Origin of the sequence: Xanthomonas sp. NCPPB 2922 (assembly GCF_041520885.1) — a bacterium.
In the GTDB taxonomy this organism is placed as follows: domain Bacteria; phylum Pseudomonadota; class Gammaproteobacteria; order Xanthomonadales; family Xanthomonadaceae; genus Xanthomonas; species Xanthomonas campestris.
Genome location: NZ_JBGOFY010000012.1, coordinates 1 through 14,149, shown reverse-complemented (window position 1 = coordinate 14,149; position 14,149 = coordinate 1). Strand labels below are relative to the sequence as shown.

The window sequence follows — 14,149 nt, the reverse complement described above, 5'->3', positions numbered from 1 at the left end:
GCAAATGGTCCACGTCGATTTGGTGCGATGGCTCAGGCCGGTTCCGGGTTATTCGATGCCCTAAATGCCCTGCGAACTAACCCGGCGGCTGCGCCGTTCAATCTTGGAGCACTAGCAGGTCACTCTACGCGAGAGTTGATCGATGCTTTGGCGGGGGCGTTAGTTCCGGTGAACGGTGACGCGGAGCGAATTCGCGTAGCGCTAACCGAGGCGCTCGCCACGTGTTTGGAAGGTGTGGAAGATTTCGACTTTGCTTCAATCACCGAAGAGATCATCGTGGAGCTAATGGTGGCCTATACAGCGCTTTGCGTTTTTGAGCAGATCGTTCTCGATTCCAATGAAGCCTTCACCAAGGCTGAGTCTACTGATCGCGCGCGGGAGGCGGAGAAGGAGCTGTGGGAACTGGTCCAAGCCACGACCGATAAGCACATGCAACCGCTACTGCAAGATCGAATTGGTCAGATGAGTCAAGCGGACATGCAAGCTGCGCAGTTGGCGGCTATCAAGGAAGTGTGGAGCGAATGGGAGGGCTTCGAGCCATGAACCAGATCATCGTGCATCCCGATGCAGACGAACTCCCGATCCCCTCCGAATCACTTGTGCCTGTGCATCTCTATGGGCGGCGTCCTCAGTATGTGGGCGGGGGAACCGTAGGCGGCCCGGTGTTGAACAAATTGTCCCGGGTGCAAAGTCACTTGAACCGGGCAGCGTTTGATTTTTTGTCCTTATCCTTGGCCGTCACTGCAGCTGATACATTTGCTGATCGCGGCGGAGCGCCTGACGGCTGGGCTCGAGAGATTAAGCTAAAAGTAGCTTTGATAGACCCTGGGCGCTGGCGACCGGCCATTCCCATTCTCCAGCGAGCTTTGGGCTTTCTCAGTGGTGATGAGTGGACCTTGCAATTCGTGCGCGGGGGCATGCGCCCGCCGGTGCCGCGTGATCGTGTGCAGCGCAAGATCATTCTGGATGACTGCGATAGTGCATGTCTGTATTCGGGCGGGTTGGACTCCGCCATTGGTGTTTTGGACCTGCGTAGCCAAGGACGTAATCCCGTGCTGGTTAGCCATGCGTATCGTCTTGATGGCAGCAGACAGCAGGAACTCTTGGCTCACTTGGGGCCAAGTGTCGTGCGGTTTGCGACGTCGGCCTCACCAGTTGCGAGTCTGGGTCGTGGCCATGATGTACAGATGCGTACCCGCAGTTTGAACTTTCTGGCCATGGGCGCGCTTATGGCTGCTTCCCTTGGACCGAGGCGCACGACACTGTTCGTGCCAGAGAACGGTCTGATTGCCATCAATCCGCCTTTGACAAACCGACGCATCGGAGCGCTGAGCACCCGCACCACCCATCCTTATTATCTCCATCAAATCCAGACTGTGATGGACATGGTGGGGATTGATGTGGAGCTGCTAAATCCCTACGCCCAGATGACAAAGGGTGAAATGATGACGGCCTGCGCCTCCCAACCACGATTGGCGGCGATGGCGTCTCGGACCGTGTCGTGCGGCAAGTGGAAGCGCACGGGCGTGCAGTGCGGTCGATGTGTGCCCTGTTTGATCCGGCGAGCATCCTTTCACGCTGCAGGATGGCAGGACAACACCGTCTATTCACCCGATGCCAGAAACCTGCTGCACTTCTTCCAGCATAGCTCAGGCTCGGATGACCTTATGGCCATGATGCTGGCTACTGAGGCGCTGGATGATATGGATATGGGCGCATGGGTAGCCAAAACAGGACCCATGCCATTGGCGGCGGTTGACCGTCAGGCGCGCGTGGAAGCGGTGCATCGTGGGATGATGGAGGTCAGGGATTTCCTGGGTTCTCACCATCTCGTGTAATGGCCGCACCGCTTATCGATATGCATTGTCATTTGGACTTGTATCCAGAGCCCGCGGCGCAAGTCAGTGCCATAAGGTCCAGCGGCGCATATGTGCTGTCGGTTACCACGACACCCCGTGCGTGGGAGAAAACCTCCGCCTTAGCCGCTGGGCACAGCCGCATCAAGACGGCACTGGGTCTGCATCCCCAGCTGGCGGCCGAACGGCGCTCGGAGCTCGCCTTGTTTGATGCGCTGCTGCCACGCGCCCGCTATGTCGGGGAGGTTGGATTAGATGGCCGTACCGAATACCGGACAAGCTGGGAGGCACAGGTGGCCGTCTTCGACCATGTGCTGGCCTCATGCGTGCGGGCTGGCGGACGCATTCTCACCCTACATAGTCGCAGAGCCGCAACGGCGGTGCTTGATGCGTTAGAGCGGCACCCTGGCTATGGCGTGGCGATTCTGCACTGGTTCTCTGGCAGCCAGCGCGAATTGGCCCGGGCAATCGAGATGGGATGCTGGTTTTCTGTGGGCAGCGGCATGCTGCAGGGGCAAAAAGGGCGGACATTGGCGGCGATGATGCCACCGGACCGAGTGCTGACTGAAACCGACGGACCTTTCGCCGCTGAGAACGGGAAGCCGTTGCAGCCTGCCCAGTGCCAGGCGTCTGTTCAAACGCTTGCTGAGCTGTGGGAGATCGAAGTCGAGCTGGCGTCACGACGCATCCTAGACTCGTTTCGAAAGCTGGCTTCGTTGTAGCGGGCTTCAATCCGATATTAAATATCTGGAGGCGCAAATGGCTATTAAGTTTAATCTTACAGGGCTTGGTGATATTTATAAGGAGTCGATCAGGCGATCTGAGCCTACGATTGCCTTCGAAATAATTCAGGGCAAAGGTCGATTTGTTTTCATGATGTTCTTCTCTGAAGAAGACAAGGAGTCAAGGGATAGGTTGTTTGTTCAATTAAGAAACACGAAAAATCTGCTGAGGCTGAAACTCTATGGTAGTCACAGAAATGGTGATTTTTATATATACTTTGATGAATTTGATAAGAAGGCGGTTATTGATGAGCTCATGCTGACCGGAACTGGTGGGGTATTTATTTTCGAAGAGTTTTTAGGGCAAATAAACCGGCAGATACCTGATCAGCTGCCACTCCAAGTTAAGATTGATAAAATTCGCGAGATATGGCCCGAGGTTGGCCAAAAGTTGATCAATGTAGTTGATCAGGCAGATAAAGTTAATCTCATGGGTATAAAAAAGCTCCCAGTAGGGAGTAAGCCTCAAGATAAAACTTTGAGGAAATTATACATCCACACTATTGGTAGTGCTTCTGTTATAACTGATTTAATAGAGGCGCTCAGAAGAGCCAACTGTACGCTTGCATGGACAAGTCGTGACGTTGAAGAGGTTTCATTTAGCGAGCTTATGAAAAAAATAAACTCTTAGGATTATAAATTGCCGAAGTTTTAGCGATTGCTTTACGGGGAGCGTATGGACGCAGTAATAAAGCAGCTGTTGCAGGCCGGAGGTATTTCTATAGCTGTTCCGGTGATCATGATTGTGATCGCGAATAACGGGGTCAGGTTCACTTATGGGTAACGGGGTCAGGTTCACTTATTAGCCGGCAGCGCTCGGTTTGTGATGCCGATGAGCGGGCCTGACGCCCGCATGGCGGCGGGTCTTGGCTTCGACCATCGCACGAAAAGGCATCGTGGCCGGGGCTCGCTGTTGCTCTAGATGAAGGCAGATGCCGGCGAGCAGTTCGTCGGACAGGGCTTCATCGAGAAGGGTTCGGTAGGCGTTGGATCGCTCAATCGGGTCATTGCCAAGCGCAAGCCAACAGGGTAAGGCGTTAACGTCGAGTGCCTGCACTGACCCAGGTTGGCTGGGCAGCTGGACCAGCGATACGCCACCAGGGCGCCGGTCGGGCGAGTGCGAAACGATTCAGAGCTATCTGTTGAAATGATCACAGGTTCGCTAGTGTGCAGTTGTCGATTTACCGTAATTCACTTCCCGCGAAGAAGTTGCTCATAGTCGGCGCGCTTCTTGTATAGGCGCTGGCATTCTTCGCTATCGTGGATTTTGTCGCCGACGGCGTCCTTGTATTTATCACATAAAGCCACAATATGGTTATTGTCTGGGATGAGTGGTGCGAGAAATATAACTGATACCCCTAGCGCTATTCCAAGAGCGCCTATCAATATGCTTGCCCAGACTTTTCTCTTCAATTTTGTGTGCTTTAGCAGTTGATTGACAAAATGGTCTGCTGAAAATCCTCCCCACAGTGCGGCTACAACTAGACATAGGACCGCGAGATACTTGTTCCAATCTGCCATCCGGCCAACCGTTTCAACGTGATACGCCACTGCTCCGAAGCCAGCAAGGGCTAATGCGAGTCCAATGTTATGGCCGAATTCAAAAGTGTCCTTGATCCAGGCTTTTGTTTCTTCTTTTGAATTTTCCATGATCATCCTTTTTGGCTGAACTACTAGATTCGGCCTAATTGCTCGGAAGTTTAGATATGAATTTAGGCATAGGTCACAATTTGGTTATGCCGCATCCAAGTGTTGTATGCGGACTATAACCTCCCGACATCTGGGCGCCGTTGGTGACGAGGCTTAGGGAACCTCTGAACAACGCACCACAGATACGCGACACTACCCGCCTGATGTTGAGGAGTGATCCATGCAACTGAAGTTCGGTGACGCTGAGGGCCTGGGCAAGCGCAAGCAGACCCGCCGGGAGATCTTCCTGGCCGAGATGGAGGAATAACGGCAGAGCGGGGATAACGGGGTCAGGTTAACTTATCAGTCGGCGGTGTTCGGTTTGCGCGGCCGATGCGCGGGCCTGATGCCCGCAAAGCGGCGGGTCTTGGCTTCGACCATTGCGCGGAAGGCATCGTGGCCCAATGCTCGCTGCTGCTGTAGATGAAGGCGAATGCTGGCGAGCAGATCGTCGGAGAGGGCTTCATCGAGCAGGGCGCGGTAGGCCTTGTATCGCTCAATCGGGTCGCTGCCAAGTGCAAGCCAGCAGGAATGTGGTGTCAGTGCGGAGTGCTTGCGCTGGCCTAGATTGGCTGGGCAGCTGGACCAACGATACGCTGCCGGGTTATCGGTCAGGCGAGCCCGCACCGGATTGAGCTCAATATAGCGATAGCAGCGAAGGACGTAGTCCGCACTGTCCACAAGGCAGGCTTTGTAGCGCCTTCCCACAGCGTGCCGGTGCGCCCGTGGCGGCCATTGAACAACGGCACGTAGTTGCGCCCAATCCGCTGCATCAGTTGCCCGACTCGTCCCGCCGAAGGTGGCGTGACTAGCAAGTGCACATGGTTGTCCATCAATACATAGGCATGCAGCTGGCAGCCTGTGGCATGCAGAGCCTCATGCAGCAAGTGCAGGTAGCGCAATCGGTCGCCATCATCCAGAAAGCACGGCAAGCGGTTGTTCCCACGCTGCACGATGTGCTGCGGGATACCGGGAAGGTCGATGCGCGGAAGTCTGGCCATAGCACAAGACTCGCAGCTAGACGTTGATGCTGATATCCAGGAGACCTCTCAAGAGCTAACGCCGTAGACTGAAATTAGCGTAGGAAGTAAACATGACCCCGTTAGCGGCAAGGACAGCTCCCAAAAGCTGAGGACATACGGTGGGAGTGAATCTGACTCCATAGCTAATTTGGCTATGCATTTCATGACATAAGTAGCGTGCTACTGAAAGATGGATCCGATCCACTGTTTGGCGCTGGTCGCCGTTTTCGCTGTTTTCTGAGATATAACAGACATCGGCAGGACCCAGACTGTTGTTTGCAATAAAGTCGCAGTCCTACCCAGCCCGCCGATTGTGCAGATTAATGAGGTCTTAATGACAACTCAAAAAAAAGGCAGTAGACAGATCACGCGGTGCATGGTGCTGACGGCGATCGCACTGAGTGCTGCATGCTCCAACGCTTCGCCTCCTGCTAGCGCAGTGGGCGCAAAATTCGCAAAGAAGTGGGTATATGCCACGCAGTGCGATTCTGGCCACTTTCTCAGTCTCGACCTCCATCAGCAGAAGAACCATGTTACGGGTGAGTGGAGTGAAGGCACCAATGCTCGCGGAGGTGGTGGAAAGTTGGAGGGAGATGTACGTAACGGCAAGCTCTATGTCCGCTACTGCAGCGATGATGGTGAGGCAGGCTATGAAGCATGTCCAAAGTTCTCCGGAGAAGAGGATCACTTCGTGCTGGAGCAGGGGAACTTGGCTCGCTATCAGAAGTTTGGTGCTGAGTACAAGCGAGATGTTGTCCTGCGTCCGGATGTCGAGGGGCAACAGATTCCAGCCGAGGACTGTGCAGACACGGAGAGCGGTTCATGAGCACCCTCACAGATCAGGAGTTGCGAGCGACCTTGTACTTCGCTGTCGGTGTGACATCCGAGAGCGGATACGCGGCCTATCGATTGGAGGTCGCTGGTGACAACCCAAGGACACCGTTGCTAGAGCCAGCCGATAACAGCGGTTATACGATCGGCACTATCCAAACGGATTTGGGGCAACACTATCAACCAAATGTCCCCAACGGAGAGAACGTTCCAAGGGACCTGGTGAATGCCTATCAACAATGGGCCAATGGGCAGCAGCGCGATCTTGTCCTGAGTGAGCAGCAGGTTGACCAGGCTATTGCTGACCTTGGCCGCAATGGTCGTGCCATACGCGCCGACGCAGGGCGACCACTTGATGTCGAAGTGAAATCAAGGCTGGACACGTTCCTTTCGTCGAATGAAGGGATTAGCTGGGTGCATCAACGCGATGTCGCGCAGATCGACAAGTTGATGGACCGCGCTATTGCGCCACTGCAGCGAAGTGAGCTCTACAAAAATGCTTCGTTGGACGATCAAGTGAAGTTAGCGACGATGGTTGGCAAAGCCTACAACCAGAACGAAACGCGCACGGGGCCGATGATTCGCAACATAGAGGCCAATCAGTACCATTCGGTTGCCGACGTCAGCGCTGCCATTGACGGTTTGAACCCAAGAGTGACCGGGCGTGGTGATTACCTTGAAATGGGACGGGACAAAGCTTTGGAGGGTGCTGATGTTGTGAATGCTTTGCGCAATGCGGATCCTGCGAGTCCGCTTGCATCAGCTTGGACCAGTGTGGTCGCCGACCCGTTGGTGGACCCGACAGCCCTTGCCGCGGCCCACACAGGTCCAAATCTTGCGCACGAATATCCAACGGTGAAGAACCTGTTCTTGCACTACAACCGGGCGGAGGAGTTTGTCGGTGCGCTGGACCGTGGCGTCACCTATCAAAATGCTTCGACAGATCGAGCGGACCCTACGCGGTTCAACGGGGCTGGGTTCTATGCTGCAGGCAATGATCTGGTGATCTGGGACAAGACGGGCCAAGGTCACGCATTTCTGGGTGGTACCTGGAGTGGGGTTGATCGGGGAAATCTTGCCCGTACACGAAATGGAGATGGCACCACGGACCTCACAGTTAGCGAGAATGGTCAGCAGCGTAGGTTGCTTCATGTCGACCCGCATGCTGTCCCACTGCGAGTGACAGAGCAACCAGCCCAGCCAGCACCTATTGATCAGCAGCCTGTGCCGCCCAGGCATGGCGCTTTGTCACCATCACAAGATCCACTTCATCGCCAAGCTGAGGACGCTGTGCGTCGCCTCGAGCAAGGCCTCGGCCGCGACTATGACGGCAACAGTGCCCGCCTGGCGGCAAGCAGCGCGTACCTGGCCAAGGAACACGGGCTGTCGCGGATCGATCATGTCGTACTGAGCGAGAATACCAAGTCCGTGCAGCAGGGCGAGAACGTCGTCGTTGTGGAGGGCGCGTTGAACGACCCCGCTCACAAGATGGCGCATATGAAGACAAGCGATGCCATTGCCCAGCCGGTCGACCAATCGTTAGCGCAATTGCAGGCCTTGGGCGAGACGCAGCGTCAGCAGCAATCACAGCAGCAGGAGCAGCAGCACGAGCAGCAGCACGAGCAGCAGCACGAGCAGACGATTGCTCCTCAACACCGAATGGTATGAGGTTTTATATATTGCTTCTTTAGAGCTGTTACACGCCTCCGGCCGCGAAACATTGTTTGAGGCGGGCGATGTGCTGCGGGAAAAAGGGGGTAAAAGGGGACGGAGGCAATTGGTAAAAGGGGACGGAGGTAATTAAGCGAACCGGTCGTACGGGCCTGCGCGGTGATGTCTGATAGCGGACCTGTGTCGCTGCGGTCAGGCTGAGATCTTCTTCTTGAGCAGGAGGCCCGGCCATGCCGCGTCAGCCGCGTCTGGAACTGCCCGGCGTTCCGATGCATGTCGTGCAGAGAGGCGTGAGTCGTTGCGCGATCTTCTTGGATGATGAGGATCGTCATCACTATTGCCTGCTGTTACGCATGGCCTGCGAGCGCTTTGCTGTGCGGGTGCATGCGTTTGTGCCGATGGACAACCACGTGCACTTGCTGGTCTCGGCGGATAAGGCTGGCGCAGTGTCTTCGGCGATGCGGCTCAGCGGCCAATCGTATGTGCAGGCCTTCAACGTCAGGCACCGGCGCAGCAGAACCTTGTGGCAGGGGCGTTTCAAGTCCTGCTTGGTGCAGACCGAACGGTATGTGCTCACGGTCTTGCGCTACATCGAACTCAATCTGGTGCGTGCCCACATGGTGGCATTGCCAACCGAGTACCAGTGGCCAAGCGTGCACACGCATTTGGGGGGCATGAAAAGCCAGCGCATCACGTCGCGCGAGGCGTATCTGCATCTTGGCTGCGATGCAGCCGAGCGGGTGTCTGTCTATGCAAGTGGCTTCATGCGGGTCTAGCCCGAGAGGAAACCTCAGGGTCAGGTTCACTTATCAATCGACTGCGCTCGGCTTGCGCGGCCGATGCGCGGGCCTGATGCCCGCAAAGCGGCGGGTCTTGGCTTCGACCATTGCGCGGAAGGCATCGTGGCCCAATGCTCGCTGCTGCTGTAGATGAAGGCGAATGCTGGCGAGCAGTTCGTCGGAGAGAGCTTCATCGAGCAGTGCGCGGTAGGCCTTGTATCGCTCAATTGGGTCGCTGCCAAGCGCAAGCCAACAGGGATGTGGTGCCAGTGCGGAGTGCTTGCGCTGGCCTAGATTGGCTGGGCAGCTGGACCAGCGATACGCTGCCGGGTTGTCGGTCAGGCGAGCCCGCACCGGGTTGAGCTCAATGTAGCGATAGCAGCGAAGCACGTAGTCCGCACTGTCCACAAGGCAGGCTTTGTAGCGCCCTTCCCATAGCGTGCCGGTGCGCCCGTGGCGGCCATTGAACAGCGCCACGTAGTTGCGCCCAATCCGCTGCATCAGTTGCCCGACTCGTCCCGCTGCAGGTGGCGTGACTAGCAAGTGCACATGGTTGTCCATCAATACATAGGCATGCAGCTGGCAGCCTGTGGCGTGCAGAGCCTCATGCAGCAAGTGCAGGTAGCGCAATCGGTCGCCATCATCCAGAAAGCACGGCAAGCGGTTGTTCCCGCGCTGCAAGATGTGCTGCGGGATGCCGGGAAGGTCGATGCGCGGAAGTCTGGCCACCTGGCAATACTCGCGGAAAGGCGTTGGTGCCGATAGCGAGGACACCCTCCCGAAAGCTGAGGCCGTAGCCTGAAATTTGGGTAGGAAGTAAACTTGACCGCTGTTAGCGGTGTATAAATAAGTAGAGCCATAGACGCGCGGCTTGCTAGTCGTGCTTAAAGTGAAGGAATACACATGCAACGATACGGGCAACTACTTCTATGTGTTCTGGTCTGCTCAGGCATCTTGCTTCTGACAAGCTGTCACGCACAGACAAACCAGATGCAGGACGTGCCAACGCGCGCTGCGTCTGATGGGCAGCTTCCCATCGTACGACCGCTGCAGTTGGCTGAGATGACCAGTCCGATGATGGTCGAATTCAACGTGCAGCCTCCTGGCAAGAATGCGACTGGCACACTCTTCCTGGGTATCCGCGTTGGTGACGAGGATGCTCTGAAGTCACTTGAAGCTGCTCAAGCACTCCGCAGATCTGGCTTGCAGGCCGAGCTTGTTCTGAAGCGGCTTGAACCAAGTGGCGCAATCAAGATGCCACTGGTGCGTGTTGAATCGCAGGCAGGAGCTCCCGCTCGGACCATCGCGGTGTGTGCAGACGGGCATGTTCCTGGCATGTGGCTGGACGAGGTGGACGGCTCGTCCCTTCAATCTGCGGGTTTGGAATCTCCAGGGCGCCGCTACACGCAGCTTGCCTTCGCATGGGCGCAAGGAATTCATCCTGGCAAGTATCAGTTGAGCATCAGGCTGCTTGGCCAGCCGCCGCAGCCTGCACCGATCCAATCCGAGTTGCTGGTCGCTTACCGACACAAATCAAAGTAGGGAAAACTTCATGGACGATAAATACTCTGTCACTCTCTACGTTGCCGCGCCGGGGACACCGCTTCTTGACGGTGGGACATCGGCAGCAGGGCACATGTACTACACAGTCACGCACGGGAAGGAGCAAACCAGCTTCGGGTTTGCACCCATCGAGCACGGCGTGATGAGAGGGCCTGGAAGGGTCTACAACGATGATGCAGATCAATACCAAAAGCCTTTCTATCAACGCACGATGGAGATCAGCAAGGATCAATACGAAAAATTGATGGAGTTTGGTGCAAAACCCGGCGAACATGGCTTCAATACGCAGTATCACGGCGCAATGAACAGCTGCATCGATTACACATGGGGTGCTATCAATTATGCTGGTCTGCATCGTACCGACCTGAAGGTCATACAGGATAAGGACTTCGAGGGTGGACTGAAGCCGCTCAGCAACGTTGAGTACATTCGTAGTATCCAGGCTCCTGTTCCCGACAGCGAACTGAACAATGAGCAGTACAATCGCATGCCGGAGCGGACACTCCTGCAGCGCGTGATCAGTGATGCGCAGTTGCCAGAAAAAGATCGTCAGATGCTCAACACGATTCGGGAACAGGTTGCAGGCATCGATCAACAACATGGCAGGACCTACGATGCCACTAGCGAGAAGATTTCAGTTAGCTTACTGGCAACCGCGAAGGAAGGCGGACTAAGCCGCGTAGACCACGTGGTACTCGGAAATACTCCCGGTGATGGAGCAGGCCAGCGCCTATTTGTAGTGCAAGGCGAGCTGAATAACCCTGCTCACCTCAGATCATCGATAAAGGCCGAAGAAGCAGCAAAAACACCTGTCGAGCAGTCATTCGCAAAGGTCGAGCAAATCTCTAACACCCAACAGGAACGTGCGTTGGCAGCACAGCAGGAGCCTGCACTTGAGCAAAGTCGGGCGCCGATGCAGATGGGTTGATCGCCGTTCGTTTGGCTGGGAAAGGGAGGCGGTTAGTGAGGGAATAGCTGGGGTCAGGGTTACTTATCAGTTGGCGGCACTTGGCTTGCGTGACCGATAAGTGAGCTTGACGCCGACGAAGCAGCAGGTCCTTACTTCGAGCAACGCTTGAAAGACAGCCTGGCTGGGCCCCTGCCGCTGCCATGAATAATGGCAGATTACGGTTTTATCGTTCTTATAATTGAATTAGAAGGTCAACGTTTCTTCGGTATCTGCGTAGACCAGCACGACCTTTTCGCCTGCATACGGTAAGGCGACCTCAGGTGACGAGGACTCAGTCTTGGAAATTTCAACTTTCGCCATGGGGTCACATTGCTCATTGATGCCGCATCTGCGAATGGCAATACGCAATACGCCGTGGTCGTTCGCGAAATCCACACCGGGAGAATAAAAGAGGCTTTCTGCAGGCATGTAGTAGCTAATTCGGATTACGTTTCCCTCTGCTTTCTCGATCTTGACCGGCTGAACATCTTTTTTCTTGTAATCAGAGCGTATCTTTCCTACTGTACACGCAGTCAAAGTTGATATCGCAAGTAATCCCGCAGCAAGAGTCAGCCTAATTTTTAAATTCACATCAATGCCCCTGTGTGGACTCGTCTAAATAGATTGGCGACTACTCCCCAATATCCTGAGGAGCTCGATTCACTACGAGCTTGCTTAAGTGGATTCCGTCAGTTGAATGAAATCCGACCATCCAGGTAACCGCTACGGCTGGTGCTGTCACTGATGGCTGTGATTCTTTCACGATGGGCGGGAGCGTGCACGCAACTGATGTCTTGTAACCTGCTCCCGGAGAGCTCGGTGCTTTGCAATGAAAGCCAAGGTTCTCAAGACTCCTTTGCACGGCCGTGACGGACGAACCAGCCGGGTTGGCCGCTTCAAGCTGCTGCCTTGCTTTAGCGGCAGACTGTTGAGGATCAAAGCCGAGCCGTGGGTCTTGCTGCATGGCAGAGCATCCTGATATAAAAAAAAGACTAGCGATTGCCAGTATTGCCAGAAGGCTGCGGTTGGCCAAAGGATTTGTTTGCATGTTTTGACAACTCCAACGCAATCACACAGACGATCATCCATGTGGATGTCGGTTGCAAGTATGCTCCCGTAAAGTAATGGAGCTAGGACGTAACAGTGTCAGGTCAACTTGACCTCGTTTGAATCAAGTTTATGCGCCGGTTGCTGCTTCATCCTTTTCTTTGCTCTTCAATGCCATCTCGAGCAAATATTCATAGGTCTGAAGCTTGCCCCTAGCCAAGGTGGCTACCCAGCAGACCATCCAAAAGAACAGCAGCAAAATACCAACCATCGCTGTCATTGGAGACATCGCTAGAGGATTTCCACCAGCGCGCATAACCAGGAAGAGCGACGCCGCGACTGGAAGCAGACCTAGCTTGTCGACGCTACCGGCTAATAACGCAATTCGACCCGCACGGCGCGTATGGCTGTAGCGGGCGTGATCCAGCATGAGTTGCAGGGTTGCTGCCGGATACCCCTTCAACCAAGTCACTTCCTGCAGAAATTGCTCTAGCTGATGATCAGTGCGCATAGCCTGATCGACTGTCCATTGACGTAGATCACTCACTATCCCGTAGAGACTAATTATCATCAGGACGCCTAGCGCCGCCAATGCAACCCAGAAGCCGGCGGTTGCGACCTTCGCTAGCAACTGGGTTTGAATACTCGTAAAACTGAAGAACGACGCAATCAGCGTAGAGGCTATTCCGCACGCCAAAACGATGGCAGCGCCGCGCACTAGGCGGCTAGGGCTGGCAGTGTCTGCCGGGAACTCTGGCAGCACCCTTAGGCGTTCTTCTAAAGCTTTAAAATTCAAAGGCACGCTCGGTGCTACATCGCTACTTTCCATGTCGCCCGTCACTGCTGAATGATGCGGCAAGATTAGAGCTGTCTGGCCGACACGGCTAGGTAGAAATTCTGCGACAGCACGAAACCCATTCTGCGCGAGCGCGCGCGGAGCAAGTCGGGAGCTTGTGATCCTGAGGGTGTGGGCACATGGGCTGCGTGTCGGTGCTTCTTGTAGTCGCCTTCTAAGTCGAGATCACGTGGGTTGACATCGCAATCTGCGCGTTGCAACCTCTGCCTTAAGGAGCGTCGAAACTCCTCTAAGAGCGGTACCCACCTCCGTCAAACCGGTGGGTTTTTTGTGCCTGCATCCCGCAGGTACAAGCCGATGCGATGCCTGCGTCGGGAGGGCGGCTAATACAACACTCGCAAGGGGAATACGCCCGCCGGCTCTTAGCGGTTTCGAACCTCCCGGCATCCCGTCGCCGTTGGCGGCGGTTCTTGGGTTGTTCCAGGAGGGCGTTGCCATGTCTACCGCACCATCCATGCCGGCAGCGGTGCCGGGTTATCTGTTGCCAGCCTCTGCTCACGGCCTGCTGTGGGATGTAGGCGAGGTGCTGCGCCGGCTGGCTGCACGCGCAGCTATTGAGCAAGCCAGCGACGATCCCGCGCAGCAGCTGCTCAGCCAGCCCGGTGTGTTGTCGCAGGCCTTGCGCAGCCTATCTGCCCGCATCGACGTGGCCTTGCAGCAGTGCGTTGCTGCACCTGTCACCAACACTCGCCACCCGGAGGCGCCATGACACGCCGCCGCCTACCCAACGCGTCCGCCACCGCACGGCCCACCCGTCAACGCGCGCGCCCCGCGCCACCCAAGCGGGTGCAATGGGTCATCGTCGAACCCGATCGCACCCAGCTGCCACCGATGCTCCCGCCCGAGCCAGACACAACGCCGCAAGGCCCCGGCCGTTTGCATGCACCGCGCCGCGCCCGCCGCCCGCGCCAATGCACCGTCAGCTACACCCAGTACCCCGGCGCCCACGACCACGCCGGCGACCAACACGTGCCTCACGTCCGCCTCAGCGGTCTATGGCTGGAACAACTGGGCTTCGCTATCGGCACAAAGCTACGGATTACTGCCAGCGAGGGGCAGGTGTTGATGGAGGTGTTGCCGCCGTTGGAGGTGCCAAAATGTCTT

16 protein-coding genes and 1 pseudogene are annotated in these 14,149 nt (G+C 55.9%); 11 read left to right on the top strand and 6 right to left on the bottom strand.

The features are described 5' to 3' along the window. Positions 1 to 27: 27 nt before the first annotated feature. Genes ACD584_RS13885 through ACD584_RS13870 form a run of 4 tightly spaced genes read left to right on the top strand, consistent with a single transcriptional unit; the run spans position 28 to position 3,269 of the window. Positions 28 to 543, top strand: a complete 516-nt coding sequence (locus ACD584_RS13885; protein WP_126965225.1) for a hypothetical protein — start codon at positions 28 to 30, stop codon at positions 541 to 543. Beyond that, on the top strand, positions 540 to 1,838 hold the full coding sequence (gene qatC, locus ACD584_RS13880) for a Qat anti-phage system QueC-like protein QatC (protein ID WP_076037284.1): 1,299 nt from the start codon (positions 540 to 542) through the stop codon (positions 1,836 to 1,838). Before ACD584_RS13885 ends, qatC begins: the two co-directional genes overlap by 4 nt. Next, on the top strand, positions 1,838 to 2,578 hold the full coding sequence (gene qatD / locus ACD584_RS13875) for a Qat anti-phage system TatD family nuclease QatD (protein ID WP_076037283.1): 741 nt from the start codon (positions 1,838 to 1,840) through the stop codon (positions 2,576 to 2,578). The genes qatC and qatD overlap by 1 nt, the downstream gene beginning before the upstream one ends. A gap of 37 nt (positions 2,579 to 2,615) precedes the next feature. Continuing rightward, a complete protein-coding gene (locus ACD584_RS13870) occupies positions 2,616 to 3,269 on the top strand; it encodes a hypothetical protein (protein WP_076037282.1) in 654 nt (217 codons plus the stop codon). A 560-nt stretch (positions 3,270 to 3,829) separates the two neighbouring features. On the opposite strand, the gene ACD584_RS13865 is transcribed toward ACD584_RS13870, so the two are convergent. From ACD584_RS13865 to ACD584_RS13855, 3 genes are all read right to left on the bottom strand, one after another. Then, on the bottom strand, positions 3,830 to 4,288 hold the full coding sequence (locus ACD584_RS13865; protein ID WP_139328397.1) for a hypothetical protein: 459 nt from the start codon (positions 4,286 to 4,288) through the stop codon (positions 3,830 to 3,832). 342 nt (positions 4,289 to 4,630) lie between these two features. Then, positions 4,631 to 5,008 carry a transposase gene (locus ACD584_RS13860; RefSeq protein ID WP_228438039.1) on the bottom strand — a complete coding sequence of 126 codons (378 nt, stop codon included), beginning with the start codon at positions 5,006 to 5,008 and terminating at the stop codon, positions 4,631 to 4,633. After that, a complete protein-coding gene (locus ACD584_RS13855; RefSeq protein WP_228438038.1) occupies positions 4,939 to 5,328 on the bottom strand; it encodes a transposase in 390 nt (129 codons plus the stop codon). Before ACD584_RS13855 ends, ACD584_RS13860 begins: the two co-directional genes overlap by 70 nt. A 355-nt stretch (positions 5,329 to 5,683) precedes the next feature. Here ACD584_RS13855 and ACD584_RS13850 point away from each other — a divergent pair, with 355 nt between their 5' ends. From ACD584_RS13850 to ACD584_RS13840, 3 genes and pseudogenes are all read left to right on the top strand, one after another. Continuing rightward, entirely contained in the window at positions 5,684 to 6,175 is a 492-nt protein-coding gene (locus ACD584_RS13850; RefSeq protein ID WP_228438037.1) for a hypothetical protein, read from the top strand. Positions 6,176 to 7,422: 1,247 nt separating this feature from the next. Continuing rightward, positions 7,423 to 7,848, top strand: a pseudogene (locus ACD584_RS13845) (XVIPCD domain-containing protein); the annotation flags it as partial. A 233-nt stretch (positions 7,849 to 8,081) separates the two neighbouring features. Beyond that, on the top strand, positions 8,082 to 8,627 hold the full coding sequence (locus ACD584_RS13840) for a transposase (protein ID WP_372357296.1): 546 nt from the start codon (positions 8,082 to 8,084) through the stop codon (positions 8,625 to 8,627). A 33-nt stretch (positions 8,628 to 8,660) separates the two neighbouring features. Here ACD584_RS13840 and ACD584_RS13835 read toward each other — a convergent pair whose 3' ends face one another. After that, positions 8,661 to 9,359 (bottom strand): transposase, encoded by a 699-nt coding sequence (locus ACD584_RS13835; protein WP_076037280.1) that lies wholly within the window; start codon positions 9,357 to 9,359, stop codon positions 8,661 to 8,663. A gap of 333 nt (positions 9,360 to 9,692) precedes the next feature. Between ACD584_RS13835 and ACD584_RS13830 the strand changes: the two genes are divergently transcribed. Beyond that, entirely contained in the window at positions 9,693 to 10,172 is a 480-nt protein-coding gene (locus ACD584_RS13830) for a hypothetical protein (protein WP_228438035.1), read from the top strand. Between the two features lie 10 nt (positions 10,173 to 10,182). After that, positions 10,183 to 11,121 (top strand): XVIPCD domain-containing protein, encoded by a 939-nt coding sequence (locus ACD584_RS13825; protein ID WP_081391597.1) that lies wholly within the window; start codon positions 10,183 to 10,185, stop codon positions 11,119 to 11,121. A gap of 225 nt (positions 11,122 to 11,346) precedes the next feature. On the opposite strand, the gene ACD584_RS13820 is transcribed toward ACD584_RS13825, so the two are convergent. Both ACD584_RS13820 and ACD584_RS13815 read right to left on the bottom strand, forming a co-directional pair. Beyond that, positions 11,347 to 11,733, bottom strand: coding sequence for a hypothetical protein (locus tag ACD584_RS13820; protein ID WP_228438034.1), 387 nt, complete (start codon positions 11,731 to 11,733; stop codon positions 11,347 to 11,349). A 586-nt stretch (positions 11,734 to 12,319) separates the two neighbouring features. Next, complete coding sequence (locus ACD584_RS13815; RefSeq protein ID WP_228438033.1) at positions 12,320 to 13,018, bottom strand: hypothetical protein; 699 nt, start codon at positions 13,016 to 13,018, stop codon at positions 12,320 to 12,322. A 463-nt stretch (positions 13,019 to 13,481) separates the two neighbouring features. Between ACD584_RS13815 and ACD584_RS13810 the strand changes: the two genes are divergently transcribed. After that, positions 13,482 to 13,754, top strand: coding sequence for an XAC0095 family protein (locus ACD584_RS13810; RefSeq protein WP_175611703.1), 273 nt, complete (start codon positions 13,482 to 13,484; stop codon positions 13,752 to 13,754). Next, positions 13,751 to 14,149, top strand: a 399-nt coding sequence (locus tag ACD584_RS13805; RefSeq protein ID WP_372357295.1) for a SymE family type I addiction module toxin, incomplete at its 3' end; no start/stop codon positions are given. The genes ACD584_RS13810 and ACD584_RS13805, both read left to right, overlap by 4 nt.